The sequence below is a fragment of the Acidovorax sp. LjRoot66 genome (genome assembly GCF_964253305.1).
GTDB lineage: Bacteria > Pseudomonadota > Gammaproteobacteria > Burkholderiales > Burkholderiaceae_C > Acidovorax.
In genome coordinates this window covers 5,487,290-5,514,104 of record NZ_CAXUQU020000001.1, presented here as the reverse complement: position 1 = coordinate 5,514,104, position 26,815 = coordinate 5,487,290, and the positions used below count along the sequence as shown (strand labels likewise).

General features: G+C 68.0%; 26 protein-coding genes. 15 read left to right on the top strand and 11 right to left on the bottom strand.

The annotated features are described in order from the left end of the window. The first annotated feature begins 31 nt into the window (after positions 1–31). The 3 genes from ACSQ3Y_RS25850 to ACSQ3Y_RS25840 all read left to right on the top strand — a co-directional run bounded on the left by ACSQ3Y_RS25850 (position 32) and on the right by ACSQ3Y_RS25840 (position 1,687). Positions 32–538 carry a hypothetical protein gene (locus ACSQ3Y_RS25850; protein ID WP_427999759.1) on the top strand — a complete coding sequence of 169 codons (507 nt, stop codon included), beginning with the start codon at positions 32–34 and terminating at the stop codon, positions 536–538. After that, positions 535–981, top strand: a complete 447-nt coding sequence (gene dut / locus ACSQ3Y_RS25845; protein WP_057268168.1) for a dUTP diphosphatase — start codon at positions 535–537, stop codon at positions 979–981. Before ACSQ3Y_RS25850 ends, dut begins: the two co-directional genes overlap by 4 nt. A gap of 208 nt (positions 982–1,189) precedes the next feature. Next, positions 1,190–1,687 (top strand): glycine zipper 2TM domain-containing protein, encoded by a 498-nt coding sequence (locus ACSQ3Y_RS25840; protein WP_057202259.1) that lies wholly within the window; start codon positions 1,190–1,192, stop codon positions 1,685–1,687. Between the two features lie 62 nt (positions 1,688–1,749). On the opposite strand, the gene ACSQ3Y_RS25835 is transcribed toward ACSQ3Y_RS25840, so the two are convergent. Next, a complete protein-coding gene (locus ACSQ3Y_RS25835; protein WP_436179320.1) occupies positions 1,750–2,274 on the bottom strand; it encodes an FKBP-type peptidyl-prolyl cis-trans isomerase in 525 nt (174 codons plus the stop codon). A 53-nt stretch (positions 2,275–2,327) separates the two neighbouring features. Between ACSQ3Y_RS25835 and ACSQ3Y_RS25830 the strand changes: the two genes are divergently transcribed. The 3 genes from ACSQ3Y_RS25830 to ACSQ3Y_RS25820 all read left to right on the top strand — a co-directional run bounded on the left by ACSQ3Y_RS25830 (position 2,328) and on the right by ACSQ3Y_RS25820 (position 4,454). Then, positions 2,328–3,467, top strand: a complete 1,140-nt coding sequence (locus tag ACSQ3Y_RS25830) for a JmjC domain-containing protein (protein ID WP_436179319.1) — start codon at positions 2,328–2,330, stop codon at positions 3,465–3,467. Between the two features lie 2 nt (positions 3,468–3,469). Further along, positions 3,470–3,997, top strand: coding sequence for a hypothetical protein (locus ACSQ3Y_RS25825; RefSeq protein WP_057268164.1), 528 nt, complete (start codon positions 3,470–3,472; stop codon positions 3,995–3,997). Between the two features lie 217 nt (positions 3,998–4,214). After that, positions 4,215–4,454, top strand: coding sequence for a hypothetical protein (locus ACSQ3Y_RS25820; RefSeq protein WP_082604143.1), 240 nt, complete (start codon positions 4,215–4,217; stop codon positions 4,452–4,454). Between the two features lie 93 nt (positions 4,455–4,547). On the opposite strand, the gene ACSQ3Y_RS25815 is transcribed toward ACSQ3Y_RS25820, so the two are convergent. The 6 genes from ACSQ3Y_RS25815 to ACSQ3Y_RS25790 all read right to left on the bottom strand — a co-directional run bounded on the left by ACSQ3Y_RS25815 (position 4,548) and on the right by ACSQ3Y_RS25790 (position 9,505). Continuing rightward, entirely contained in the window at positions 4,548–5,384 is an 837-nt protein-coding gene (locus ACSQ3Y_RS25815; protein WP_436179318.1) for an MBL fold metallo-hydrolase, read from the bottom strand. A gap of 76 nt (positions 5,385–5,460) precedes the next feature. Then, on the bottom strand, positions 5,461–6,558 hold the full coding sequence (gene bamC / locus ACSQ3Y_RS25810; protein WP_436179317.1) for an outer membrane protein assembly factor BamC: 1,098 nt from the start codon (positions 6,556–6,558) through the stop codon (positions 5,461–5,463). A 42-nt stretch (positions 6,559–6,600) separates the two neighbouring features. Beyond that, positions 6,601–7,497 (bottom strand): 4-hydroxy-tetrahydrodipicolinate synthase, encoded by an 897-nt coding sequence (dapA, locus tag ACSQ3Y_RS25805; RefSeq protein ID WP_057202271.1) that lies wholly within the window; start codon positions 7,495–7,497, stop codon positions 6,601–6,603. A gap of 32 nt (positions 7,498–7,529) precedes the next feature. Beyond that, positions 7,530–8,084 (bottom strand): class I SAM-dependent methyltransferase, encoded by a 555-nt coding sequence (locus ACSQ3Y_RS25800; protein ID WP_436179316.1) that lies wholly within the window; start codon positions 8,082–8,084, stop codon positions 7,530–7,532. A 5-nt stretch (positions 8,085–8,089) separates the two neighbouring features. Further along, entirely contained in the window at positions 8,090–8,257 is a 168-nt protein-coding gene (locus ACSQ3Y_RS25795; protein WP_157412468.1) for a hypothetical protein, read from the bottom strand. A 30-nt stretch (positions 8,258–8,287) separates the two neighbouring features. Next, positions 8,288–9,505, bottom strand: a complete 1,218-nt coding sequence (locus tag ACSQ3Y_RS25790; protein WP_427999763.1) for an MFS transporter — start codon at positions 9,503–9,505, stop codon at positions 8,288–8,290. Positions 9,506–9,622: 117 nt separating this feature from the next. On the opposite strand from ACSQ3Y_RS25790, the gene ACSQ3Y_RS25785 reads away from it, so the two are divergent. From ACSQ3Y_RS25785 to ACSQ3Y_RS25770, 4 genes are all read left to right on the top strand, one after another. After that, positions 9,623–11,605 carry a DNA topoisomerase IV subunit B gene (locus tag ACSQ3Y_RS25785; RefSeq protein WP_057202279.1) on the top strand — a complete coding sequence of 661 codons (1,983 nt, stop codon included), beginning with the start codon at positions 9,623–9,625 and terminating at the stop codon, positions 11,603–11,605. Beyond that, positions 11,583–12,425 (top strand): lytic transglycosylase domain-containing protein, encoded by an 843-nt coding sequence (locus ACSQ3Y_RS25780; protein WP_427999764.1) that lies wholly within the window; start codon positions 11,583–11,585, stop codon positions 12,423–12,425. Before ACSQ3Y_RS25785 ends, ACSQ3Y_RS25780 begins: the two co-directional genes overlap by 23 nt. Beyond that, positions 12,422–14,776 (top strand): DNA topoisomerase IV subunit A, encoded by a 2,355-nt coding sequence (parC, locus tag ACSQ3Y_RS25775; protein WP_436179315.1) that lies wholly within the window; start codon positions 12,422–12,424, stop codon positions 14,774–14,776. Before ACSQ3Y_RS25780 ends, parC begins: the two co-directional genes overlap by 4 nt. A gap of 208 nt (positions 14,777–14,984) precedes the next feature. After that, positions 14,985–16,736: a methyl-accepting chemotaxis protein gene (locus ACSQ3Y_RS25770; RefSeq protein WP_436179314.1), complete on the top strand. Its 1,752-nt coding sequence runs from the start codon at positions 14,985–14,987 to the stop codon at positions 16,734–16,736. Positions 16,737–16,776: 40 nt separating this feature from the next. Here the strand turns inward: ACSQ3Y_RS25770 and ACSQ3Y_RS25765 are convergent, their stop codons facing one another. After that, positions 16,777–17,235, bottom strand: coding sequence for a RidA family protein (locus ACSQ3Y_RS25765; RefSeq protein ID WP_436179313.1), 459 nt, complete (start codon positions 17,233–17,235; stop codon positions 16,777–16,779). Positions 17,236–17,382: 147 nt separating this feature from the next. Here ACSQ3Y_RS25765 and ACSQ3Y_RS25760 point away from each other — a divergent pair, with 147 nt between their 5' ends. From ACSQ3Y_RS25760 to ACSQ3Y_RS25750, 3 genes are all read left to right on the top strand, one after another. Then, positions 17,383–19,953 (top strand): DNA internalization-related competence protein ComEC/Rec2, encoded by a 2,571-nt coding sequence (locus tag ACSQ3Y_RS25760; RefSeq protein WP_436179312.1) that lies wholly within the window; start codon positions 17,383–17,385, stop codon positions 19,951–19,953. Between the two features lie 92 nt (positions 19,954–20,045). Further along, positions 20,046–21,503, top strand: coding sequence for a circularly permuted type 2 ATP-grasp protein (locus ACSQ3Y_RS25755; protein WP_007854621.1), 1,458 nt, complete (start codon positions 20,046–20,048; stop codon positions 21,501–21,503). After that, positions 21,503–22,462, top strand: a complete 960-nt coding sequence (locus tag ACSQ3Y_RS25750) for an alpha-E domain-containing protein (protein WP_057202295.1) — start codon at positions 21,503–21,505, stop codon at positions 22,460–22,462. Before ACSQ3Y_RS25755 ends, ACSQ3Y_RS25750 begins: the two co-directional genes overlap by 1 nt. Positions 22,463–22,504: 42 nt before the next feature. Here the strand turns inward: ACSQ3Y_RS25750 and ACSQ3Y_RS25745 are convergent, their stop codons facing one another. Then, positions 22,505–23,437, bottom strand: coding sequence for a LysR family transcriptional regulator (locus tag ACSQ3Y_RS25745; RefSeq protein WP_057202297.1), 933 nt, complete (start codon positions 23,435–23,437; stop codon positions 22,505–22,507). Positions 23,438–23,520: 83 nt separating this feature from the next. Between ACSQ3Y_RS25745 and ACSQ3Y_RS25740 the strand changes: the two genes are divergently transcribed. Next, positions 23,521–24,444: a carbon-nitrogen hydrolase family protein gene (locus tag ACSQ3Y_RS25740; RefSeq protein ID WP_436179311.1), complete on the top strand. Its 924-nt coding sequence runs from the start codon at positions 23,521–23,523 to the stop codon at positions 24,442–24,444. Here ACSQ3Y_RS25740 and ACSQ3Y_RS25735 read toward each other — a convergent pair. Then, entirely contained in the window at positions 24,441–25,772 is a 1,332-nt protein-coding gene (locus ACSQ3Y_RS25735; RefSeq protein ID WP_436179310.1) for a PLP-dependent aminotransferase family protein, read from the bottom strand. The genes ACSQ3Y_RS25740 and ACSQ3Y_RS25735 overlap by 4 nt on opposite strands. Positions 25,773–25,861: 89 nt before the next feature. Between ACSQ3Y_RS25735 and ACSQ3Y_RS25730 the strand changes: the two genes are divergently transcribed. Further along, positions 25,862–26,479, top strand: a complete 618-nt coding sequence (locus ACSQ3Y_RS25730) for a DJ-1/PfpI family protein (RefSeq protein ID WP_436179309.1) — start codon at positions 25,862–25,864, stop codon at positions 26,477–26,479. A 2-nt stretch (positions 26,480–26,481) separates the two neighbouring features. Here ACSQ3Y_RS25730 and ACSQ3Y_RS25725 read toward each other — a convergent pair whose 3' ends face one another. Continuing rightward, the gene (locus tag ACSQ3Y_RS25725) at positions 26,482–26,784 is read right to left on the bottom strand and encodes a VF530 family protein (RefSeq protein WP_305745785.1); all 303 of its coding nucleotides are present in this window, start codon (positions 26,782–26,784) and stop codon (positions 26,482–26,484) included. Positions 26,785–26,815: the final 31 nt, after the last annotated feature.

Sequence of the window (26,815 nt, the reverse complement as noted above, 5' to 3'; positions counted from 1 at the left end):
GCCCATTTCTTGACCCCTGCGGGGAGGCCCTATGACGATGCACTCGATCAAGCCCGAATGGGACACTCCGCCCAATGGCGACTTCGCCAGCTATGTGGAGCGGCTGAGCGCCTCCCAGGCGCTGCAGTCGGGGCGGGCGCAGGCGGCCCATTCCGCGCAGGTCACGCAGCAGCATGCATTGCCCGGCGGCGTTGCGCCCGGGTCCGCGCAGGCGGCGGCACGCCAGGGCGGCGCCAGCCCCGCAGCGCTGGCCGTGGCCTTGCCGCCCGATCTGCTGAAAGTAGTGTCGCCCTTCCTCGGCATGGTGCGCATCGCCCGCACGCTGCTGGCCGTGGTCGCGGCGGTGCATGCGCTCACGCTCGTGATGGTGGGCCAGGGCTCGTGGTTTGGGTTGGCGGTGATGGCCGGTCTGTGGTGGTTCATGGGCATCGTGATCAATGCTGCCGCATCGGCAGGCACCGCAGTGGTGCCGCCAGCGGCCGTGAAGGAGCGCCAGCGGCAAGGGGCCCAGCAGCGCAAGACAGGAAACAAGAAGTGAAGATTGACGTCAAGATTCTCGATCCGCGCATGGCGGACCAGTTGCCCACCTACGCCACACCCGGCAGCGCGGGGCTCGACCTGCGGGCCTGCCTGGATGCGCCGCTCACCCTCGAACCCAATGCCTGGCAACTGGTGCCCACGGGCATATCCGTCTACCTCAAGGACCCTGGGTATGCCGCGCTGATCCTGCCGCGCTCGGGCCTCGGTCACAAGCACGGCATCGTGCTGGGCAACCTGGTGGGCCTGATCGACAGCGACTACCAGGGCCAGCTCATGGTGAGCGCCTGGAACCGCAGCAGCACGGCCTTCACGCTCGAGCCCATGGAGCGCCTGGCGCAACTGGTCATCGTGCCTGTGGTGCAGGCGCAATTCAATGTGGTGACCGAGTTCACCGCGACGGAGCGCGGCGAAGGTGGCTACGGCTCGACCGGCAAGGCCTGAGCTTGCGCAGGCATTTGTAATCTTCTGAACAAACGCTTGCGGGCGGCCTGGCAGGCTTCCTATCCTGTAGGTGATGGCTGACGCGGCCTCCCGCTGCCGGATGGCGCCGGGAACCCTTGGCCGGTGATTCAATCTCAGCATGGTCGGGCAAGGACCGCTGCGCTGGTGCAGTTGGTCGCCCGCCGAGATCCATCTTCAGGAGATTGCAATGAACAAGACGACCCGTATCGCCACGCTGACTGGCTCCCTCATCCTGATCGGGAGCCTGGCCGCTTGCGGTGCTCCCCCGCGTTCGCAGGAATACTACGCCGGCGGCGGCTACCAGACCCAGGCGCCGGTCTACTCGTCTTCCAACCCGGTTCCCACCGAGTTTGGCCGCGTGGCGAATATTGAGGTGATGCAGTCCCAGGGCCAGGGGCGCACCTCGGGCGCCGGTGCCATCATCGGCGCTGTGGTCGGCGGTGTGATCGGCAACTCGATCGGTGGCGGTTCGGGCCGCGCCGCAGCCACGGCCGTGGGCGTGCTCGGCGGTGCGGTGGCCGGCAATGCAGTCGAAGGGCGCAACAACAGCGGGTACACCCAGGCGTACCGGGTCTCCATCCAGCTGGATCATGGTGGCTACCGCGCCTATGACGTGCCATCGCCCGGCGACCTGCGCGTAGGCGATCGCGTGCGCCTGTTCGACGGCCAGATCTCGCGCATCTGATCCATCCGGCGACCGCTCGCGCTGCGAGCAACGAACGGGCCCTCTTGAGGGCCCGTGGTCGTTCAGTGCAGCAGGTCGTTCCCGGGTGCCTGGGGCTGAACGCGGAAGAACCCGGTTCCCGCACTACCCTGGCCGATTTCGTCTTCGGTGGCTTCGCGCACCGACTGCACCGTGAGCTGCAGGCGCAGCGCGATGCCCGCCAGCGGGTGGTTGCCATCCAGCACCACATGCTCGGGGTAGATCTCGGCCACCGTGTACAGCACGTCGCGCGGTGCGTCGGGATTGCAGCCCTCGGGCAGGGCGGTGCCATCGAAGGTCATGCCTTCCTCGATTTCCTGCGGGAACAGCGAGCGCGGCTCCAGGAACAGCAATTGGTCGTTGAAGTCGCCAAAAGCGTCCTCGGGCTCCAGGTGCAGCGCCACCGAGGCGCCTGCGCTGTGGCCCTGCAGGGCCTCTTCGATACGGGGCAGCAGATCATCGCCCCCCACCAGGAACTCCACCGGCTCGTCGAGCACGTCGAGTTCCTCGCCAAGGGTGTCCTTGAGGATCCAGGTCAGGGCGACCACACATTGTTCGGTAATTTCCATAGGAGAATTGTCGCAGTTTGACCAACCGCCCTGCAAAGGGCCACACAGTACCCATGGACGCCCACCAACCCCTGACCCTTCTGGGCGGACTCACCCCTGCCCAGTTCATGCGCCGCCATTGGCAGAAAAAGCCGCTCCTGGTGCGCCAGGCGATCCCGGGCTTCGCGGCACCGGTGCAGCCTCGTGCACTGTTCGACCTGGCAGGCCAGGAGGGGGTGGAGTCGCGCCTGGTGCAGCAGGTCAAGGGCGTCTGGAAGCTTCGCCAGGGGCCGTTCACACGCCGCGCGCTGCCCTCGCTCAAGCAGCCCGACTGGACGCTGCTGGTGCAGGGCGTGGACTTGCACGACCAGGGCGTGCATGCGCTGATGCAGCAGTTCCGCTTCGTGCCCGAGGCGCGGCTGGACGACCTCATGATCAGCTACGCCAGCGATGGCGGCGGCGTGGGCCCGCACTTCGACAGCTATGACGTGTTCCTGCTGCAGGCCCATGGCCGGCGGCGCTGGCGCATCGGTCGCCAGAAGGACCTCACGCTCAAGGAGGGCATACCGCTCAAGGTGTTGGCGCAGTTCGAGCCCGAGGATGAGTTCGTGCTCGAGCCCGGCGACATGCTCTACCTGCCGCCGCGCTATGCCCACGACGGCATAGCCGAGGGCGAGTGCATGACCTATTCCATCGGCTTTCGCGCGCCGGCACGGGCCGAGCTCGCCAACGAGCTGCTGGTGCGCCTGACCGAAGAGGCCGAGGAGGGCGATGCCCGCGTGCTCTACCGCGACCCGCGCCAGGAGGCGGTGGAGCAGCCCGCAGCCATTCCCGCCAGCCTGCAGGACTTCGCGCGCGAGGCGCTGGCCCGGGCCCTGGCCGAACCATTGGCGCTGGAGCGCGCCCTGGGCGAGTACCTGACCGAGCCCAAGCCCAATGTCTGGTTCGATCCCGACGAATCCGGCGCCATGATCGAGGGTGTGGTGCTGGATCGCCGCACCCGCATGATGTATGACGCGCAGCATGTGTTCATCAACGGCGAGAGCTACCGCGCCGCCGGCCGCGACGCCACGCTGATGCGGCGCCTGGCCGACCACCGGCGCCTGTCCGAGCGCGAGCTGGCGCGTGCCAGCGACGACGCGCTGGAGCTGATTTCGTCCTGGTGCGATGCAGGATGGGCTCATTCCGATACCGAGGACACCGAGGAGGACTGACCGTGACGCACGATCCCAGCAACCCACCGTCTGCCGCTGCGCCGGGCGAGCTGCCTTCGGGCCGCTTCGCCAGCCGCGAGACCTTTATCCAACTGGTGCGCGATGCGCTGGCCACGGCGGCGCGCGACGGCTGGGAGGAGATCGTGGTCAGCGATGCCCATTTCCATGACTGGCCCCTGGGCGAGCGGGCGGTGGTGGAGTCGCTGCAGGCCTGGGCGCGCACGGGCAGGCGCTTCACCATGCTGGCCCGCTCGTACGACGAGGTGATCCGCCGCCATGCGCGCTTCGTGCGCTGGCGCGGCACCTGGGACCACATCATCACCTGCCGGCGCAGCGCCTCGGCCGACCCGCTGGACATTCCCAGTGTGCTATGGTCGCCGCAATGGGTCATGCACCGGCTGGACCCGGAGCGCTGCGTGGGCGTGACGGGCCGCGAGCCCGAGCGCCGCGTGCTGGTGCGTGAAACACTCAATGAATGGCTGCACGGAAAAAGTGCACCGGGCTTTCCTGCATCGACGCTGGGCCTGTAGGACAAACGCCCGACTTGGTGTTTCCAGGCCTTGCACCATGTGAAGGCACGGTAAACCTTGCATCCGTGTTAGTCAGTATTGACTAAATGCCAATATAATCGGCGGCTGCGCCGAAATGGTGCTACTCAAGTGCACTGTGCCAATGCGCAAAGGCTTTTTTGGAGCCGGGCGCTGTGGCTTTTCAAGATTCTGTCTGTCCCAACTAGGAAAAATCGCAATGAAGAACTCTCTCGTTCTGGCCGCCCTGATCGCTGCTGCTGCCCTCGCCGCTTGTGGCAAGAAGGAAGAACCCGCTCCAGCACCAGCACCCGCACCCGTGGTGGTTCCAGCGCCTGCTGCTGATCCAGCACCTGCAGCTGCCGCTTCCGAAGCAGCTTCTGCCGCTTCGGACGCCGCTGCCGCTGCCAACGCAGCTGCCACGGCCGCTACCGCTGCTGCCAGCGCTGCTTCGAACTAAGCACGCCTGAACCCTGGCCGCGCCACGGCGCCGGCCTTTGGTTCGGAAGCCCTGCCCTCGTAAGAGAGCAGGGTTTTTTTTCGCCTGCGTTGCTCAGAACAGCGAGGTGGCCGGGGGTGGCGGCGACAGGTGGCCGCAGGGCACGGGCTGCTCTCCCACGGTCAGCCAGCCCGTCCCCTGGGCCTGGTCGGCCACCACGATGAGCTCCGGTGCCCATTGCAGCGCGCCCGCAAGCGCCAGCCGGGCCAGGTCGGGCGTGTTGTTGCGCGCGCTCAGGTGGGCGGCCACCACCCACTGCAGGCCATCGTGCCGCACGGCCTGCACGATGGCGGCGCTGGCGTGGTTGGCCAGGTGGCCATAGGCGCCGCCCACGCGGCGCTTGAGGAAGGCCGGGTAGGCCGAGGCCGCCAGCAGGTCGGGGTCGTGGTTGGCCTCGATGAACAGGGCGTGGCAGCCCTGCACCTGCTGCAGCACATGGGGTGTGGCGTGGCCCAGGTCGGTCAGCAGGGCCAGGTGCATGGCGCCATCGCTGCAGCGCAGCTGCAGGGGTTCGCGTGCATCGTGCGGCACGGTGAAGGGTTGGATGGACAGCGGGCCCAGTTCGATGGCCTGCATGTCGCAGGCCAGCTGCAGCAGCCCGTCGAAATCCGGCGCGCCGATGGCCATGTGCGTGCCTTGGCTCATCCACACCGGGATGCGGTGGCGCAGGGCCAGCGCGTGCGCGCAGCCAATGTGGTCCGAATGCTCATGGGTGATGAACACGCCGTCGATCTGCCCCAACTGCAGGCCTGCCGCAGCCAGGCGGGTCTGCAGCTGGCGTATGCCCAGCCCGCAATCGACCAGCAGGCGGCGCGTGTGCAGGCCATCGCTGGCCTCCACGATGGTCGCATTGCCGGCACTGCCGCTGGCCAGGTTCTTCAAACGCAGCATGTGGAAATGAATTGCGCCTGGGCCCCACCCCGCAGGGTGGCGTCCAGGCGCATCCAGTGAGGGGTGTCGGTGTGGCTTACTTGAGCTCGTCTGCGATCACGCGCACGATGCGCTCGGCGTTGGCCGAGGCTTCGGGCGTGCCGCCTTCGTTGAGCACGGACACCGTGGTCGCTTCACCCTGGCTGCGCACGACGATGCGGTACTTGAGCGGCGGCACGGCGTCCGGCGAGCGGGTGAACAGCTTGCCGAAGAAGCCGGACTCCTTCTTGTCCGCATTGGGCGCCACATAGCGCACGAAGTACACGCCATCGTTGCGGTTGCGGTCTTCCACGGTGAAGCCGGTGCGGTCCAGCGCCACGCCGACACGGCGCCAGGCGCGGTCGAAGCCTTCCTTCATCTGTACCACGGGCACGTTGTTCACCGTGGCCACGGTGGCCGATTGCGCCACGGGCGCGGCGGCGGCGGCCACGACGGCCTTGGATTGCTCCTGGCTCACACCCAGCCTGACCATCAGGCGGCGCAGGAACTCGGTTTCCAGCTCGGGGTCGGCCGCGCGGGGCTGCCAGACGGTCTGGTCCTTGGTGGTGTTGCTGTAGACCTCGATCATGCCGCGGTGCGTGATGTAGACCTCGGTGCCGCCAGCGGCATTGCGCTCCAGGCGGGTGCGGAAGCGGTCGCGCTCACCCGTGGAGTACAGCGAATCGATGACCTTGCCCAGGGTGGAGCGGATCAGGTCCTGGGGCAGCTTGGCGCGGTTTTCGGCCCAGTCGGTTTCCATGATGCCCAGGTTGGCCTGGTCCAGGTCCAGCGTGAAGCCGTTCTCCAGCCAGAAGTCGCGCACGGGCTCCCACAGCTTGTCGGCGGGGCGGTCGATCACCAGCCAGCGCTTGTTGCCGTCGCGCTGGATGCGCACGTCGCCCAGCTGCGTGGCGGCCGCATTGGCCGTGCCCGAGGGTTGGGCGGCCTGGCTGGCCTGCATGGCAGCAGCCGAAACGGCGCCGCCCGGCACGTTGTAGCGGGAGTCGCGCGAGAGCTGGGTCAGGTCTGGGGGCACCTCCAGCGTGGAGCCCTTGGCGGCGCTCTTGTAGTCGATCTTGTCGCCTTCGAGGGCGGAGCAGGCAGACAGGGCCAGGGCGAGGGCCAGCAGGCCCACTCGGGTAGTAACAGCGTTCACGCGAATATCCTCGGAGTGTTCTTGGTACAGGCGCAGCCAGGGTTAAATCAGGCTGGCGGAGCGCAGTGCCGCCTCGACCACGGCTTCGTTGCCCTGGCTCAGCGGTGTCATGGGCAGGCGCAGTGTGCCACCGCACAGGCCCATGCGGGCCACGGCCCACTTCACGGGAATGGGGTTGGCTTCGACGAAGAGCTGCTTGTGCACGGGCATCAGCTGGAACTGGATTTCCATGGCGCGCTGCACGTTGCCGGCAATCGCCGCCACGCACAGCTCGTGCATCAGGCGCGGGGCCACGTTGGCCGTCACGCTCACGTTGCCGTGGCCGCCGCACAGCATCAGGGCCACGGCGGTCGGGTCATCGCCCGAGTAGATGCCGAAACCCTTGGGGGCTTCGCGGATCAGCCACTGTGCGCGCTCGATATTGCCCGTGGCCTCCTTGATGCCGATGATGCCGGGCACCTGGGCCAGGCGCAGCACGGTGTCGTGCTGCATGTCGGCCACGGAGCGGCCGGGCACGTTGTACAGAATGGTGGGCAGGTCGCCCACGGCCTCGGCGATGGCCTTGAAATGCTGGTACTGGCCCTCTTGCGTGGGCTTGTTGTAGTAGGGCACGACCTGCAGCTGCGTGTCGGCGCCCACCTTCTTGGCAAAGCGGGCCAGCTCGATGGCCTCGGCCGTGGAGTTGGCGCCGCAGCCGGCCATGATGGGCACGCGCTTGGCGGCCTGCTCCACCGACACGCGGATGATCTCGCAGTGCTCTTCAACGTTCACCGTGGGCGATTCGCCCGTGGTGCCCACAACGCCGATGCAATCGGTGCCTTCGGCGATGTGCCAGTCGATCAGTTTGCGCAGCGCGGGGTAGTCGACGCTACCGTCCTCATGCAAGGGGGTGACGAGGGCGACGATGCTGCCAGTGAGTGGCACTAAGGAAGATGTCATGTCCGCAGTGGTGAACGGGATAAAAGAGCATTCTAACTAGCCGCACTGGCCAGCAGATGTCTTGAGGGTGCCCCGGCGTCCGCAAGTTCCCTGATGGCCGTGATGCGCTGCACGAAACGCGCGGGTTCTTCGAGGAAGCCGTCCTCGTAGGCCACGGTGCGCAATCCGCTGCAGGCGGCCAGCAATTCGCCCGGCTGCAGCAGGAATTCGGGCCGCGCCGGGCGGCCCACCGTTTCGTTACCGTGTGCAAAGGTCTCGTAGACCAGTACGCCGCCCGGCGCGAGGCTGGCCACCAGCGTGGGAAACAGCGGGCGCCACAGGTAATTGGTGACCACCACGGCACCGAACTGGCGTCCGGCAAAGGGCCAGGGGCCGCTTTCGATGTCGGCGCACACCATCTCTCCGAGCGGGGCTCCTGCAGCCACGGCCTCGGGGGAGCGGTCCACCCCCACCACGGTGTGGCCCAGGCCGTGCAGCCAGCGCAGGTGGCGCCCGGCACCGCAGGCCACGTTGAGGACGGTGCTGCGGGGTGCTATCAGGGTCGACCAGCGGCGCACCCAGTCCGAGGGGTTGTCAGATCCGTGCATGCGCCCTAGAAGCAGTTCCACACCTGGTCGGCCAGCATCACCATGAACTCGGGCACGGTGTACATGGCAAACACGGCCAGGCACGCCAGGATGGCCACGGCCCAGGCCAGCACCCGCCACGCCAGCGGCAGGGCCGGGGTGCGGTGGGGGGCGTGTTCGGGGGCGGCTGGCATGGTGATCGGGTGCAAAGGTTCAGGCCGCCATCATGCCGGCACGGGGGCTGCGCGCTGGATAGGGCTTTCCTTGACCGGCAGGTTCACCAGGGCGGCGAACACCCCCAGGGCGATGGCGATGTACCAGACGATGTCGTAGCTGCCCGTGGCGTCGTACAGGTAGCCGCCCAGCCAGACGCCCAGGAAGCTGCCGATCTGGTGGCTGAAGAACACGAAGCCGCCGAGCATGGACAGGTGCTGCACGCCGAAGATCTGGGCAATGGTGGCATTGGTGGGCGGAATGGTGGACAGCCACAGCGTGCCCATGACGGCCGAGAAGATGTACACCGAGGCCGGCGACAGCGGCACCGCCAGGAACACCGCAATGGCAATCGCCCGCGCAAAGTAGATGAAGGCCAGGATGTAACGTTTTTGCAAGCGCTGGCCCAGGGTGCCGGCAATGTAGGTGCCGAACACGTTGAACAGGCCGATCAGCGCCAGCGCATAGCTGGCCACCTGGGGCGACAGGCCGTGGTCCTTGAGGTAGCTGGGCATGTGCACGCCGATGAACACCACCTGGAAGCCGCAGACGAAGTAGCCCGCCATCAGCAGCGAGAAGCTGGGGTAGCGAAAGGCCTCGAACAGTGCCTGGGCGACGGTCTGGTCGCGCTTGGGGGGCGCCGAGCCCTTGAAGCCCGGCTCGCGCAGGCCGAATGCCAGGGGCATGATAAGCAGCACCGCCAGCGACAGCGCCAGCAGCGCCTGCTGCCAGCCAAAGTTGGCGATGAGCCAGCCTTCCATGGGCACCATGAGGAACTGGCCGAAGGAGCCGGCCGCTGCCGCCACCCCCATCGCCCATGATCGTTTTTCGGGCGCGATCTGGCGGCCCAGCACGCCATAGATCACGGCATAGGTGGTGCCCGCCTGGGCTGCACCGATCAGTACCCCGGCCGTCAGCGCGAACAGCGTGGGCGTGGGCGACAGGGCCATGCCCGCCAGGCCGGCCGCATACAGGGCAGCGCCGGCCAGCAGCACGCGGAAGGCGCCGAAGCGGTCGGCTGCCATGCCGGCGAAGATGCCGATCAGGCCCCACGAGAGGTTCTGGATGGCGATGGCCAGGGCAAAGGACTGGCGCGTCCAGCCCATGTCCTGGGTGATGGGCAGCAGCCACAGGCCAAAGCCGTGGCGGATGCCCATGGACAGGGTCACGATGGCCGCGCCGCACGCGAGCACCTGGAACATGGACAGTTTCGGAGGATGCATAGACATGCGCAGAATGTAGCCAGATTGGCCACAATCTGCCCGCACACTGCCGAACAGTACAGTTGGGGGTGGTGGGGCTGTATTTTTATCCAGTCTTTGCTGCGCCGCACTACAATCCGCCGCATGTCTGCCAAACCGTCTTCCGTCTCCGCCAGCGAATATTCCGAAGGGTCGATCCGTGTGCTCAAGGGCCTGGAGCCCGTCAAGCAGCGCCCGGGCATGTACACCCGCACCGACAACCCCCTGCACATCATCCAGGAGGTGCTGGACAACGCCGCCGACGAAGCGCTGGCCGGGCATGGCAAGAAGATCAAGGTCACGCTGCACACCGACGGTTCGGTCAGCATTGAGGACGATGGGCGCGGCATCCCCTTCGGCATGCACCCCGAAGAGAATGCCCCGGTGATCGAACTGGTGTTCACCCGCCTGCATGCGGGCGGCAAGTTCGACAAGGGCAAGGGCGGCGCCTACAGCTTCTCGGGCGGCCTGCACGGTGTGGGCGTGAGCGTGACCAACGCGCTGGCCACGCGCCTGGAAGTGAGCAGCCACCGCGAAGGCAAGGTCGCGCGGCTGGTGTTTTCGGCCGGCGACGTGGTCGAGCCCCTGGTGACCCGCGCGCTGGAAGCCGGAGAGCGCAAGCAGGGCACCACCGTGCGCGCCTGGCCCGATGCCAAGTATTTCGAATCGAGCGCGCTGCCCATGGGCGAGCTCACGCACCTCTTGCGCAGCAAGGCGGTGCTGATGCCCGGCGTGTCCGTGACCCTGGTCAACGAGAAGACGCGCGACACCCAGACCTGGCAGTACAAGGGCGGCCTGCGCGACTACCTGATGCAGACGCTCAACGGCGAACCGGTGATCCCGCTGTTCGAGGGCGAAGGCTTTGCCGACCGCAACAACGAAAGCTTTGCCGAAGGCGAGGGCGCATCCTGGTGCGTGGCCTTCACCGAAGATGGCCAGCCGGTGCGCGAAAGCTACGTCAACCTGATCCCCACCAGCGCCGGCGGCACGCACGAAAGCGGCCTGCGCGACGGCCTGTTCAATGCCGTCAAGAGCTTCATCGAGCTGCACAGCCTGCTGCCCAAGGGTGTGAAACTGCTGCCCGAAGACGTGTTTGCCCGCGCCAGCTACGTGCTCAGTGCCAAGGTGCTGGACCCGCAGTTCCAGGGCCAGATCAAGGAGCGCCTGAACTCGCGCGATGCCGTGCGCCTGGTCTCGGGTTTCGTGCGCCCGGCGCTGGAGCTGTGGCTCAACCAGCATGTGGACTACGGCAAGAAGCTGGCCGAGCTGGCCATCAAGGCCGCGCAAACGCGCCAGAAGGCTGGCCAGAAGGTCGAAAAGCGCAAGGGCTCGGGCGTGGCCGTGCTGCCCGGCAAGCTCACCGACTGCGAAAGCCGCGACCTGGCCCACAACGAGGTCTTCCTGGTCGAGGGCGACTCGGCCGGCGGCAGCGCCAAGATGGGCCGCGACAAGGAAAGCCAGGCCGTGCTGCCGTTGCGCGGCAAGGTGCTCAACACCTGGGAGGTGGAGCGCGACCGACTGTTTGCCAACAACGAAATCCACGACATCTCGGTGGCCATCGGCGTGGACCCGCACGGCCCTAACGACACGCCCGACCTTACGGGCCTGCGCTACGGCAAGATCTGCATCCTGGCGGATGCCGACGTGGACGGCTCGCACATCCAGGTGCTGCTGCTCACGCTGTTCTTTCGCCACTTCCCCAAGCTCATCGACGCCGGCCATATTTATGTGGCGCGCCCCCCGCTGTTCCGGGTGGACGTGCCGGCCCGTGGCAAGAAGCCTGCCGCCAAGATGTATGCGCTGGACGATGGCGAGCTCACCGCCATTCTCGACAAGTGCGCCAAGGACGGCGTGGCCCGCGAGAAGTGCCAGATCAGCCGCTTCAAGGGCCTCGGTGAGATGAACGCCTCGCAGCTGTGGGAGACCACCCTCAACCCCGATACCCGGCGCCTGCTGCCCGTGCAGCTGGGCAGCACGGACTTCGCCGCGACCGAGGGCCTGATCACCAAGCTCATGGGCAAGGGCGAGGCGGCCTCGCGGCGCGAGCTGATGGAGCTGCACGGCGATGCGGTCGAGATCGACATCTGACCGGCTGCGCCTGGCGTGCGCGGGCCTGCTGCTGTGCCTGGCGCACACGGCTGCCCACGCCGACCTCTGGGCCTTCGTCGATGCGCGCGGCGTGACGCATTTCGCGCCTGAGCAGGTGGATGCCAACTACCAGCTGTTCTTCAAGGGCAACGAATTCGATTCCACGCGCGACGTGCCCGGCGATGCGCCGGCCATGCCCTATGCCCTGCCGCCTGCGGGGGCGCGGCTGCTGGCCTTTTTCGACATTGCGCCGGACTACAAGCGTGTGAAGCACCACCTGCGTGCCGCTGCAGTCAAGCATGCCGTGGACTACGAGTTGCTGCAGGCGCTGATCGCGACCGAATCGGGCTTCGATGCCGATGCCGTGTCGCCCAAGGGGGCTGTGGGCCTCATGCAGGTGATGCCGGCCACGGCCACCCGCTTTGGCGTGAGCGCCGATGCCAAGCGCTCGGTCGAGAAGAAACTCGCCGACCCGGCGGTGAACGTGCCCACCGGCACCCGCTACCTGCGCCACCTGCTGGACCTGTTTCCCAACCGCCTGGACCTGGCGCTGGCCGCCTACAACGCGGGCGAGGGAGCGGTGCAGCGCGCGGGCAACCAGATCCCGGCCTACAAGGAAACGCAGAACTACGTGCGCACCGTGATGGGCCTGTACACCCAGCTCAAGCCGCCGGCACCCGTGCTGGCCCAGCGTGCCGTGCCCGGGCGCGTGCGCATGGAACTCTCGGGCGGCGCCCTGAACCGGGGCAACCTGCCGCCCGCCCGCGTGGCACAGACGCCCGCAATGACCGAACCTTCTGAATCCAGCAAGAACGAATGAGCGACCAACCCACTCTCGATTTTCCGGCCTCCGACGACGGCGGCGATTCCCTGGGCCTGGCTAGCTACGCCCAGCGGGCCTACCTCGAATATGCGCTGTCGGTCGTCAAGGGCCGTGCCCTGCCGGACGTGTGCGATGGCCTCAAACCCGTGCAGCGGCGCATCCTGTACTCCATGGACCGCATGGGCCTGGGGTACAGCGGCCCGACGCGCAACACGGCGGCCAAGCCGGTCAAGAGCGCCCGCGTGGTGGGCGACGTGCTGGGCCGCTTCCATCCGCATGGCGACCAGTCGGCCTACGATGCGCTGGTGCGCATGGCGCAGGATTTTGCCCAGCGCTACCCGCTGATCGATGGCCAGGGCAACTTCGGCAGCCGCGATGGCGACGGCGCTGCGGCCATGCGCTACACCGAGGCGCGCCTGTCGCGCATCACCAGCCTGCTGCTCGACGAGATCGACGAGGGCACGGTCGATTTCATGCCCAACTACGACGGCAGCACCGAGGAGCCGCGCCAGTTGCCCGCGCGCCTGCCGTTCGCGCTGCTCAACGGTGCCAGCGGCATTGCCGTGGGCCTGGCCACCGAGATCCCGAGCCACAACCTGCGCGAGATCGCCGACGCCTGCGTGGCGCTGATCAAGACGCCTTCGCTCTCGGCAGAGGACCTGCTGGCCCTGGTGCCCGGCCCCGACTACCCCGGTGGCGGGCAGATCATCAGCGCTGCCTCCGACATCGCCGACGCCTACCGCACGGGCCGCGGCAGCCTGAAGGTGCGCGCGCGCTGGAAGATCGAGGACATGGCGCGCGGCCAGTGGCAACTGGTGGTCAACGAGCTGCCGCCGGGCGTGAGCTCGCAGAAAGTGCTCGAAGAGATCGAGGAGATCACCAATCCCAAGGTCAAGGCCGGCAAAAAGGCGCTGAGCCTGGAGCAGACGCAGCTCAAGGCCAGCATGCTGGCCGTGCTGGACGTGGTGCGCGACGAGTCGAGCAAGGACGCGCCGGTGCGCCTGGTGTTCGAGCCCAAGACCGGCAAGACCCCGCAGCAGGAGCTGATCACTGCGCTCCTGGCCCACACCAGCCTGGAGACTTCGTCGCCGATCAACCTGACCATGATCGGCCTGGATGGCCGGCCGGTACAGAAGTCGCTGCGCCTGATGCTGGAGGAGTGGATCTCCTTTCGCCAGAGCACCATCACCCGCCGCACGCAGCACCGCCTGGGCAAGGTGCTGGACCGCATCCACATCCTCGAAGGGCGGCAGATCGTGCTGCTCAACATCGACGAGGTGATCGCCATCATCCGCCAGGCGGAGGACCCCAAGGCCGCGCTGATCGAGCGTTTTTCGCTGTCGGACCGGCAGGCCGAGGACATCCTGGAAATCCGCCTGCGCCAACTGGCGCGGCTCGAAGCCATCAAGATCGAGCAGGAGCTCAAGGAGCTGCGCGAAAGCCAGGGCAAGCTCGAAGACATCCTGAACAACCCCGGCTCGCTGCGCCGCCTGATGGTCAAGGAAATCGAGGCCGATGCCAAGACCTTTGCCGATGACCGCCGCACGCTGATCCAGGCCGAGAAAAAGGCCGTGGCCGAGGTCAAGGTGGTGGATGAGCCGGTGACCGTGGTGGTTTCGCAAAAGGGCTGGGTGCGCGCGCGCACCGGCCATGGCCACGAGGCAGGGAGCTTCGCCTTCAAGGCCGGCGACGGGCTGTACCGCACCTTCGAGTGCCGCACGGTCGACATCTTGCTGGCCTTTGGCAGCAATGGCCGGGTGTACTCGGTGCCGGTGTCGGTGCTGCCGGGGGCTCGCGGTGACGGCCAGCCCGTGACCACGCTGGTCGAGCTCGAATCGGGCACGCAGCTCCTGCATTACTTTGCCGGCCCTGCCAGCGCCAGCCTGCTGCTGTCCAACTCGGGGGGCTATGGTTTCCTGGCCTCGGTGGAGAACATGGTCTCGCGCCAGAAGGGCGGCAAGGCCTTCCTCACGCTGGGCGAGGGCGAAACCGTGTGCCCACCCTCGCATGCGGCGGGCAGCACCGGCGGCCAGCCGCTGGTGTCGGCCACGCATGTGGCCTGCGCCTCGGCTGGCGGGCGCATCCTGACTTTCGAGATCAGCGAACTCAAGACCATGGCCAATGGCGGGCGCGGCCTGATGCTGATCGACCTGGAGCCCAAGGACACGCTGGCCGGCGCTGCGGCCTACACGCGCAGCATCCGCATCGAAGGCATGGGCCGGGGCGGCAAGGAGCGCGAGGAAACGCTGGAGATCCGCTCGCTCAACAATGCCCGGGCCGCGCGCGGGCGCAAGGGCAAGGCGGCGGACCTGGGCTTCAAGCCCGCGTCGGTGACGCGCGTCGAATAGCGGTCACCCCCCGACTGCCAGGAAGCCACCCACCCGGGTGGCTTCTTTTTTGGTGCATGGCAACACTCCACGGGTTGCTACGGATTGGACGAAAGCCTGGAACGGGCGCACCATATGTAAAGAAGTGTCTGCAATGGCGCCAGGCGCGGGTTTTGCCCCGGTGGTGGCGGGCAGGCCCTGAAAAAATCGACAACGACAGGAGACCATGATGTTCCAACGCATCCGCATTGCCCAGAAACTGTGGCTCGCCGTCATCTTCATTGTGGTCATGCTGGCCGGCGTGGTGGGTTTTTCGGCCTACCGTTCGGCCAAGGTGCAGGCCGAGGCCGATGAAGTTGCCAGTGAAATGCAGACCCGTGTCGGCGCTGCGATCCGCTGGGCCGGCCTCACGGAGACCAATGCGGCCCGCACGCAGGCGCTCATCGTCAGCAGCGATGCGGCGGTGGAGGCCGAATTCAAGGACGTGATCACCGCCACCTCGGCGCAGATCACCGAGGTGCAGAAGTCGCTCGAAGCCATGGCGCTGTCCGACGCGGACAAGGCGCAGATGGCCAAGATCGCCGACGCCCGCAAAACCATGATCGACTTGCGCGGCAAGGCCCGCCAGCTCAAGACCGATGGCAAGGCGGAGGAAGCCGTGACCCTGGTCAAGCAGACCTACAACCCGGCGGTGGCGGCCTACCTCACCACCTTGCGCGACTTTGTGGAGCTGCAGCAAAAGACCGCCCAGACCCGGCTGGCCGAGATGGCGGCCTCGCGCATGCTCACGGTGAAGATCGCCGCCGTGGCAGTGAGCGCCTTGCTGCTGGCCATCATCGCCGGGGCCTACTACCTGATCGGCCATATCCAGCGGCCCCTGGCGCAGGCCAATGACCTCGCGGCCAAGATCGCTGCCGGCGATTTGAGCGAGCAGGGTTCGGTCACGCGCGGCGACGAGTTCGGCGACCTGCTGCGCTCGCAGTATGCGATGAGCGATTCGCTCGGGCGCATGGTGCACCAGGTGCGCCAGAGCACCGACAGCATCGCCATTGCCAGCGCGGAGATCGCCACCGGCAACCACGACCTGTCGGCACGCACCGAGCAGACCTCGAGCAACCTGCAGGAAACGGCGGCGGCCATGGAGCAGTTCACCAGCACCATCGCGCAGAGCGCGACCAGCGCCCGCCAGGCCAGCACCCTGGCCGCCAGCGCCACGGGCGTGGCCGAGCGCGGTGGCTCGGTGGTGACCCAGGTGGTCTCCACCATGGAAGACATCAACCACAGCAGCAAGAAGATCTCGGACATCATCGGCACCATCGATGGCATCGCCTTTCAGACCAACATCCTGGCGTTGAATGCGGCCGTGGAGGCCGCGCGTGCAGGCGAGCAGGGCCGGGGCTTTGCCGTGGTGGCCAGCGAAGTGCGCAGCCTCGCCCAGCGCAGCGCCGAGGCGGCCAAGGAGATCAAGGCGCTGATCAGTGCCTCGGTGGAAAAGGTGGAAACCGGCAGCCGCCTTGTGGCCGATGCGGGCAGCACCATGACCGACATCGTGCGCTCGGTGCAGAGCGTGACCGACATGATCGGCGAGATCACTTCCGCATCGTCCGAGCAGAGCCTGGGCATCAACCAGGTCAACCAGGCCGTGGGCAACCTCGATCAGATGACGCAGCAGAACGCCGCGTTGGTGGAAGAGAGCGCCGCCGCCGCCCAGAGCCTGCGCGAGCAGGCCGAGCACCTGGCGCAGGTGGTCTCGGTGTTCAAGGTCAACGGGGCCGCCTATGGCGGCGTGGCGCCGCCGATGCGCGCGGCGCACAAGCCCGCAGCGCCGGCCAAGCCCGCAGCCGCAGCCAAGTCCACCGCTCCCCGCATCACCCAGGCGGCCAGCAAGCCGGCGACGAAGGCCGCTGCGCCCGCCAAGGCGGCACCGACACGCTCACCAGCCCTGGCCCAGGGGGCCGAGGAGGACTGGGAGTCGTTCTGACCAGGCGGCCCTTATCGGTCGGGCCTGGTCGGCAGGTGCTTCAGGCCAGCTCTGCGATCAGCTCGATTTCGACGCAGGCACCCATGGGGATCTGCGCCACGCCGAAGGCGCTGCGTGCGTGCACACCCTTGTCGCCGAACACCTGGCCGAACAGCTCGCTCGCGCCATTGGTCACCAGGTGCTGCTCGGTGAAGTCGCCGGTCGAGTTCACCAGGCTCATCACCTTCACGATGCGCTTGATGCGGTTCAGGTCGCCGCCGGTGGCCGCATGCAGCGTGCCCAGCAGGTCCACGGCCACGGCGCGTGCAGCGGTCTTGCCTTCTTCGGTGCTGATGTTGTTGCCGAACTGGGCCACCCAGGGCTTGCCGTCCTTGCGCGCGATGTGGCCGGAGAGGAACACCAGGTTGCCGGTCTGCACATAGGGCACGTAGGCGGCTGCGGGCACCGACACCGGTGGCAGGGTGATGTTCAGTTCGGAAAGCTTGTCGTAAACGCTCATGGTCGTTGTCCTTCGGTGGAGGTGGTGGTTGACATTGGCCTGGGGCGGCGCGCGGCGCCGGGCCGGGCCAGGGCAGCACGTGAGTGTTACATACCCGCACGGCGTGCCTGGCGAAGGCCTGCTGTCTTCGCGGTTTAGCATCGGCGCATGCCGGAGCTGCACGCCACTGTGATAGCTGCAACCGCCACGGGGACTCCGGTGGCCGTTGCGCGCAGCCATGCGCCGGCCCTGTGGCGCCTGCCCGCATTGCTGGCGGGCAGCCTGCTGGGGGCGGCACTGCAGCTGCAGCAGCCGGTGCTGTGGCACTGGCATGTCTGTGCGCTGGTGTTGGCGTGCGCGGTCGCGCTGTGGGGCTTGTCGGGCCTGCTGGTCCGGTCCGGCGGCAATGCCCGCCGCTGGCTGTGCCAACTGCTGGTGGTCTGTGCGGGTGCCAGCCTGCTCTTTGCCACCACCGGCCTGCGCGCCACGGTCTACCTGCAGGGTGCGTTGGACCCGGCGCTGGAGGGGCAGAACATCCGCGTCGTCGGCATCATCGCCGCCATGCCCCAGGTCAACGAGGCGGGGGTGCGCCTGCGCCTGGAGGTGGAATCGGCCTGGCTGCCCGGTGAGGGTGCGGGGGCCGCGCGCAAGCCCGTGCAGTTGCCAGAACGCATGGATGTCTCCTGGTACGGCGGCTTCTTCTTCGGCGCCACCAGCGCCACCACCACCGTGCGGCCGCTGGAGCCGCAGCGCCGCCCGCCGGCCCTGCATGCGGGCGAGCGCTGGGAAATGACCATCCGCCCGCGCGCGCCGCATGGCCTGAGCAACCCGCACGGCTTCGACTACGAGCTCTGGACCTGGGAGCAGGGCGTGCAGGCGACAGGCACGGTGCGAACGGGCCCCAAGGACCTGGCGCCCGTGCGGCTGGCCAGCACCTGGCAGTACCCGGTGGAGCAGGCGCGCCAGTCCGTGCGCGATGCCATCCTGGCGCGGCTGGCCCCGGGCCTGGACCCCGACGACCCGGGCCGCGCACGCATGGCCGGCGTGGTGGCCGCCCTGGTCACGGGCGACCAGCGTGCCATCGACCGGGCCGATTGGGATGTGTTCCGCGCGACAGGCGTAGCACATCTGATGAGCATCTCCGGGCTCCATATCACCCTGTTCGCATGGCTAGCGGCGCTGTTGGTGGGTGCCCTGTGGCGCCGCTCGCCGCGCCTGTGCCTGGCAGTGCCGGCACCCACGGCAGCCTTGGTGGCCGGGGTGCTGCTGGCGGCGGCCTATGCCCTTTTCAGCGGCTGGGGCGTGCCGGCGCAGCGCACGGTGACCATGCTGGCCACGGTGGCCCTGCTGCAGCTCTCGGGCCGCCGCTGGCCCTGGCCTCAGGTGTGGCTGCTGGCCTGCGCGGCCGTGGTCTGGGTGGACCCGTGGGCGCTGTACCAGGCGGGCTTCTGGCTCAGCTTCGTGGCGGTGGCGGTGCTGTTCGCCACCGACACACGGGCCGTGGGCGGCACGCCCCCCAAGGGCCGGGCGCGCGTGCAGGCGTTGCTTCGCGAGCAGTGGGTGGTCACGCTGGCACTCACGCCGCTGTCCCTGCTGCTGTTCGGCCAGGTGTCGGTGGTCGGCTTTGTGGCCAATCTGGTGGCGATCCCGTGGGTCACGCTCGTCGTCACGCCGCTGGCGCTGGGCGGGGTGCTCTGCGTGCCCCTGTGGAATCTGGCGCTGTGGAGCCTGCAGCCCCTGTCCGCCCTGTTGCAGTGGCTGGCGACCTGGCCGATGGCGGTGCTGTACCTGCCCGTGGCGCCGCTGTGGGCCGGCGCGGCGGCCCTGGCCGGCGGGCTGCTGCTGGCCATGCGCCTGCCGTGGCGGCTGCGCCTGCTGGCCCTTCCATTGGTGCTGCCGGTGCTGTGGTGGCAGCCCGGTCGGCCCGCGCCGGGCCAGTTCGAGCTGCTGGCCGCCGACATCGGCCAGGGCAATGCCGTGCTGGTGCGCACGGCCAGCCACACCCTGCTGTACGACGCAGGCCCGCGCTTCAGCCTGGAGAGCGATGCCGGCCACCGCGTGCTGGTGCCGCTGCTGCGTGCCCTGGGTGAGCGGGTGGACGTGCTCATGCTCAGCCACCGCGATGCCGACCACACCGGTGGCGCTGCGGCGGTGCTGGCCCAGCAGCCGGGCGCCAAGCTCACGGGCTCCATCGAGGCCGGGCATGAGCTGCAGGCTCTGCGCCCCGCCACGCCCTGCCTGGCGGGCCAGCGCTGGGAGTGGGATGGCGTGGCCTTCGAGGTGCTGCACCCCGCGCCCGGGGATGCCGGCGCGGTCGTGCGCGCCAACCACATCAGCTGCGTGCTGCGCATCGTGGCTGGCGGGGAGCAGGCCGCCGTGGCGCTGCTGGCGGGCGACATCGAGACCGGGCAGGAGCAGGCCCTGGTGGCGCGTGGCGTGCCGCTCAAGGCCGATGTGCTGCTGGTGCCGCACCATGGCAGCAAGACTTCGTCCACCGGGGCTTTCCTGGATGCCGTGGCGCCGCGCACCGCTTTGGTGCAGGCTGGCTACCGCAACCGCTTCGGTCATCCGGCGCCCGATGTGCTGGCCCGCTACCAGGCGCGGGGGATTGCCGTGGTGGAGTCGGCGCGCTGCGGAGCCGCCACCTGGTCGTCGGCGCAACCGCAGAGGGTGGCCTGCCAGCGCGAATCCGGCCAGCGGTATTGGCAGCACAGCATGGTGCCAGCTTTGCCGCGCTGAGTCTTGAGGGCCGGTGATGGCACAGTGCCTTGGTAGGCCGATTCGGGAAACTGGGCGCACAACTTGCTATCCTGCAAGCAGGAGGCCAGTTCATGCAGAAATTTGATGAGATGTACGCCATGCTGCCTTTTGACGGCAGCGACGTGCGAGAACACTACAAGCGCTACGCGCAATGGCTGTCCAGGCAGCCGGTGGACGTGATGCAGGCCCGCCGGGCCGAGGCGGAGATGATCTTCCGCCGCGTGGGGATCACCTTTGCCGTCTATGGCGCCAAGGACGAGGACGGCGCCGGCAACGAGCGCCTTATCCCCTTCGACCTGATACCCCGCATCATCCCCTCGCACGAGTGGGCCAGCATGCAACAGGGGCTGGTGCAGCGGGTCACGGCGCTCAACCGCTTCATCCATGACGTGTACCACGGGCAGGACATCATCCGCGCCGGCATCGTGCCGGCCGACCTGGTGCTCAACAACGCCCAGTACCGCCCTGAAATGGCGGGTGTGCAGGTGCCGCAGAACATCTACGCGCACATTGCCGGCATCGACATCGTGCGCGCCCCCAACGCCCAGGGCGAGGGCGAGTACTACGTGCTCGAGGACAACCTGCGCGTGCCCAGCGGCGTGAGCTACATGCTCGAAAACCGCAAGATGATGATGCGGCTCTTCCCTGACCTGTTCAGCATGCACAAGGTGGCGCCTGTGGCCCACTACCCCGACATGCTGCTCGAAACCCTGCGCGCCAGCGCCCCGGCCACGGCCGACGAGCCCACGGTGGTGGTGCTCACGCCGGGCATGCACAACAGCGCCTACTTCGAGCACGCCTTCCTCGCCCAGCAGATGGGGGTGGAGCTGGTCGAAGGCCAGGACCTGGTGGTCAAGGACCGCTTCGTCTACATGCGCACCACGCGCGGCCTGCAGCGCGTGGACGTGATCTACCGCCGCGTGGACGACGACTTCCTCGATCCGCAGGTGTTCCGCCGCACCTCCACGCTGGGCTGCGCGGGCCTGATGGAGGCCTACCGCGCGGGCAACGTGGGCATCTGCAACGCCGTGGGCACGGGCGTGGCCGACGACAAGTCGGTCTACCCCTATGTGCCCGAGATGATCCGCTTCTACCTGGGCCAGGAGCCCATTCTGAAGAACGTACCCACCTGGATGTGCCGCAAGCAGGACGACCTGCAGTACGTGCTGGACCACCTGCACGAGCTGGTGGTCAAGGAAGTGCACGGCGCGGGCGGCTACGGCATGCTCATCGGCCCGGCCGCCACCAAGGCCGAGATCGAGGACTTTCGCCGTGCGCTGCTGGCCAACCCGGCCGGCTACATCGGCCAGCCCACGCTCAGCCTGTCGAGCTGCCCCACCTATGTGGAAAGCGGCATCGCCCCGCGCCACATCGACCTGCGCCCCTTTGTGCTCAGCGGGCGCGAGGTGCAGATGGTCGCCGGCGGCCTGACCCGCGTGGCCCTGCAGGAGGGCTCGCTGGTCGTCAATTCATCACAAGGCGGGGGCACCAAGGACACCTGGGTTCTCGGAGAAGGAGGGACCCCATAATGCTCAGCCGTACCGCCGACCACCTGTTCTGGATGTCCCGCTATACCGAGCGGGCAGAGAACACTGCACGCATGTTGAACGTCAGCTACGAGACTTCGCTGCTGCCCCAGTCCGCTGCTGTGGCGCAGGAGGGCTGGGAAGGCCTCTTGTCCATCAGCGAGCTGATCCCCGCCTACACCGCCAAGCATGGCGAAGTGACGCCCGAGCGCGTGCTGCATTTCATGGTGCGCGATGGCGAGAACCCCTCGTCCATCGTCTCCTGCCTGCGCGCTGCGCGCGAGAACGCCCGCGCCGTGCGCGGCGCGCTGACCACCGAGATCTGGGAAACCCAGAACCAGACCTGGCTGGAGCTGCAGCGCCTGCTCAAGGGCGATGCCTACGAGCGCGACCCGGGCCAGTTCTTCGAATGGGTCAAGTACCGCTCGCACCTGTCGCGCGGGGTCACGCTGGGCACCATGCTGCAGGACGAGGCCTTCCACTTCCTGCGCATGGGCACCTTCCTCGAGCGATCGGACAACACCGCGCGCCTGCTGGACGTGAAGTTCCATGCCGTGAAGAAGGACTTCTTCGGCCGCGCCAGCGAGCGCAACCAGGAGAACGACTTCTACCACTGGAGCGCCATCCTGCGCAGCGTCTCGGCCTTCGAGGTCTACCGCAAGGTCTACCGGGACGTGATCACGCCAGGCCGCGTGGCGGACCTGTTGATCCTGCGCCGCGACATGCCGCGCTCGCTGCATGCCAGCATGCGCGAGGTGGTGGACAACCTGGCCGTGCTGGCCAACGACCATTCGTCCGAGACCCAGCGCCGCGCCGGCCGCCTGCTGGCCGACCTGCAGTACGGCCGCATCGACGAGATCCTGTCGACCGGGCTGCACGCCTTCCTCACGCAGTTCCTGGACCGCGTGAACGACCTGGGTGGCGGCATCAGCCGCAACTTCCTGGTCGCCAACGGGGACTGAGGCCCTGGCCCCGCATCTGCCGCACGGCGGATGCGGGTGCCGTCATTCTGCCGAGGGTGTGGGCATGCGCCCCCATTGCCCGGCCACCACCGACCGCACCTGTGCCACGGCCGAGTCGCGCAGCCCATCTGTGCGCCAGCCCAGCTCCACTGCATAGCGCGGCATTGCCACGGGGCAGGGCAGTACGGTCAGGCCGGCAAGGCGTGTCATCGCATGGGCTGCATGCACGGGCACTGTGGCCACGGCCTGGGTGCCCTTGAGCAGGTAGGGCAGGGCGGCGAAGTGCGTGGTCGATGCCACCACGCGCCGCTTGTGGCCCAGGGCGGCCAGCACCTCGTCCACCACGCCGATGAAGCCGCCCGATGAAATGAGGATGTGGTCCCGCGCCACGTAGTCCTCTACCGTCAGGCGCAGTGGCGCCTTGCGCCGGCCGGTGGGTGCGTCGACCACGCAGGCATAGCCACCTTCGCCCAGCGACTGGTGGCTCAGCCAGCGCGTGGCAAAGCCCCCGGCCGTGATGGCCAGGTCGATCTCGCGCGCCATCAGCATCTCGGCCACGATGTGGCTGTGGGTCTGCCTGAAGGCCAAGCGCAGGCCCGGCGCATGCTGCGCCAGCAACTGCACCAGCCACGGGCCCATGGCGATCTCGAAATCGTCCGACAGGCCCAGCACCACCGAGCGGCCCTGGTAGCGCGCCGCGGGCGATGTGCCCAGGGCCAGGCTCTCGCGGCATTTGTTGAGTGCCTCGCCGATCACGGGCTTGAGCTCCTGCGCGCGCAGCGTGGGCGCCAGGCCGCGCCCCGTGCGCGTGAACAGCGGGTCGCCGTAGACCTTGCGCAGCCGCCCCAGCGCCGCACTCACGGCGGACTGCGTGAGCGACAGGCGCAGTGCGGCGCGGGTGGCGCCACCCTCCTCGTACAGCGCCTCGAACACGCGCAGCACGTTCAGATCGAACCCGATATCAATCTCGTTCATATCAATCAGCAATGGAGAGGCATTGATTCATCTTAGGGCCTTGGCAACACTGGGGTCATCTTCACCCCCAAAGGATGTTTGCCATGGCCCTTTCCACCGTCGCCGCCCTGCAGATCGGCTCCTCCCCCGAGGGCACCGCCCAGACCCTGGCCAATGTGCTCGCCTTCGAAGGCGAGATCAAGGCATCGGGGGCCCGCCTCGTCGTCATGCCCGAGGCGCTGCTGGGTGGCTACCCCAAGGGCGAGATCTTCGGCACCCGCCTGGGCTACCGCTTGCCCGAGGGGCGCGAGGCCTATGCGCGCTACCACGCCAGTGCCATCGACCTGCCTGGGCCCGAGACCGAGGCCCTGGCCGGCCTGGCGCAGCGCACGGGTGCCACGCTGGTGCTCGGCGTGATCGAGCGCGCGGGCAGCACGCTGTACTGCACAGCGCTGTACCTCGACCCCGAGAAGGGCCTGGTGGCCAAGCACCGCAAGCTCATGCCCACGGGCACCGAGCGCCTGATCTGGGGCCAGGGAGACGGCTCCACCCTGCCGGTGGTCGAGTCGGCCGCCGGCCGCGTGGGCGGCGTGATCTGCTGGGAGAACCACATGCCCCTGCTGCGCACGGCCATGTATGCCCAGGGCGTGCAGATCTGGTGTGCACCCACGGTGGACGAGCGCGATATCTGGCAATGTTCGATGCGCCACATCGCGCACGAGGGCCGCTGCTTTGTCATCAGCGCCTGCCAGGTGCAGCCATCGCCGCGCGAGCTGGGCGTGGATGCCCCCGGCTGGGACGCCGACCGACCGCTGATCCGCGGCAACAGCGTGATCGTGGGGCCGCTGGGCGATGTGCTCGCCGGCCCGCTGCAGGGCAAGACGGGCTTGCTCACCGCGCAGATCGACACGGCCGAACTGGTGCGGGCGCGTTACGACTTCGACGTGGTGGGCCACTATGCGCGGCCCGATATCTTCAGCCTGCACGTGGACCGGCGTGCACGCCAGACCGTCGCCTTTGAGGATTAGGATGAGTCCTGCTCCACGGCCTGTCGCACCAGCGCCAGGGCATGGGGCAGCTCGTCCACTGCGACCGACCCGAGCGCCACGCGCAGCGCCTGGGGCACGTGGGTCGTGGTGGCAAAGGCTTCGGCGGTGGAGACGGTCACGCCGCGCTGCAGCAGCGTGGCTGCGATGCGGTCTGCGCGCTGGTCGTCGCCGAGCGGCAGCCAGACGAAGTAGGAGTGCGGGTGGCGCACCATCGCAAGGCCGCGCAGCGCGCTGGTCACCAGGGCCTGGCGCTGCGCAGTGTCGGCGCGCTTTTCGGCCTCCAGCCGGGCCACGGTGCCGTCCTCGATCCAGGCGCAGGCAATCGCCGTGAGCACGCCGGCCGTGTTCCACGAGGTGGCGCGGATGGCGCGCTCCAGCGGTGCGATCAGCGCGGGCGCTGCTGCGACAAAGCCGAAGCGCAGGCCGGTGGCCACGTTCTTGGACAGGCTGGACACGTACACCGTGCGCTCCGGCGCGAGCGCGGCGATGGGCACCAGCGCGTCGCCTGCCAGGTAGGCATAGGGCGCGTCCTCGATCACCAGCAGGTCGTGCTGGCGCGCAATCATCGCCAGCCGCCCGCGTGCGCGCGCCGGCATCACGCAGCCCAGCGGGTTGTGCAAGGTGGGCATGGTGTAGATGGCGCGCACGGGCCGTGCATGGCACAGGCGCTGCAGGGCGTCGAGGTCGGTCCCTTCGGGGCCGATGGGCACGGGGGCCAGGTCCAGCCGCAGGCGCTCGGCCAGCACGCGAAAGCCGGGGTAGGTGAGTGCATCCACGGCCACGATGTCGCCGGGGTTGAGCAGGCCCAGCGCCGCAATGGCCATGCCGTGCTGCGCGCCGTTGACGATGAGCACCTGCTCGCCGCTGACCTTGAGCAGCCTGGACTCCAGGTGCCGCGCCACGGTTGCGCGCTCGTGCAGGCGCCCGCCATAGGGCTGGTAGTGCAGCAGCGACTCCAGGTCGCCCGAGGCCGCGAGTTGGCGCAGCGCCTCGCGCAACTGCTCGGTCTGCCCGGGCACGCTGGGGTTGTTGAACGACAGGTCGATGGTGCTGGCCTGTGGCGTGGTGAGGTCGGCCCCCGGCCGCGGGTACGAGGGGTCGCGCACGAAGGTGCCGCGCCCGGTTTCGCCCACCACCAGGCCGATGGCCTCCAGCTCCGCGTACACCCGGCTGGCCGTGCCCAACGCCAAGCCGTGCCTGGTGGCCAGTTCACGGTGCGTGGGCAGCCGGGTGGCAGGCCGCAGCCGGCCGGCGCGGATGTCGGCTGCGAGCGCATCGACCACCTGCTTGTACCGAACCACACCCATGGCCATCCCGATGTATCTATGACAATTCTTTGATTGTACTAAGTGCTTTGCCTACGATGGCGGCTCCATCCCCCTCCAACGGAACCCCCATGCGCATCGCCCTGCTCGCCTTCGACGGCTTCAATGAACTCGACTCCCTGATTGCCCTGGGCATCCTCAACCGGGTCAAGCGCCCCGGCTGGGAGGTGGCGCTGGTCTGCCCCCAGGCCCGCGTGCGCTCCATGAACGGCATCGTGGTCGAGCCGCACCATGCCTCGCTGGCCTGGGCCCAGGGCGCCGATGCGGTGCTTGTGGGCAGCGGCATCCAAACCCGCGAGGTGGTGGAAGACGTGGCGCTGATGGGAGAGCTGCAGTTGGACCCCAGTCGCCAACTGCTGGGCGCGCAGTGCTCGGGTGCGCTGGTGCTGGCAAAACTCGGGCTGCTCGATGGCGTGCCGGCCTGCACCGACCTGACCACCAAACCCTGGGTGCAGGCGGCGGGCGTTACGGTACTCGACCAGCCGCTGTTTGCCCATGGCAACGTCGCCACGGCGGGGGGCTGCCTGGCATCGTCGTACCTGGCCGGCTGGGTGATCGCCCGCCTGGCGGGCGTGGCAGAGGCGGCGGCCGCCCTGCATTACTTCGCCCCGGTGGGCGAGAAGGAAGAGTACGTGGCCCGCGCCATGGGCCATATCGAACGCTACATGCCTGTGGCCGAGCCGGCCTGACCTTATTCCTTGGTATTGCGCCGGTAGTCGCGCAGCATGTAGAGGTACAGGCTTTCGACCTTTTCGCGCGCCCAGGGTGTCTTGCGCAGGAACTTGAGGCTCGAGGCCACGCTGGGGTCGCTCTGGAAGCAGCGCACGGGAATGCGCTGCCCCAGCTCTTCCCAGCCGAAGTATTCGACCAGGGCCGTCACCATGGCCTCCAGCGTCACGCCATGCAGCGGGTTGCGCGGCTGGGCGGGTTTGGCGGGCGTGGCTTCTGGCGGGGTCCCTGGTTCGGGCGTCGGGGTGTCGGGGGCATCGCTCATGTCCCAAGCATACCTTGGGGGATGGCGCGCA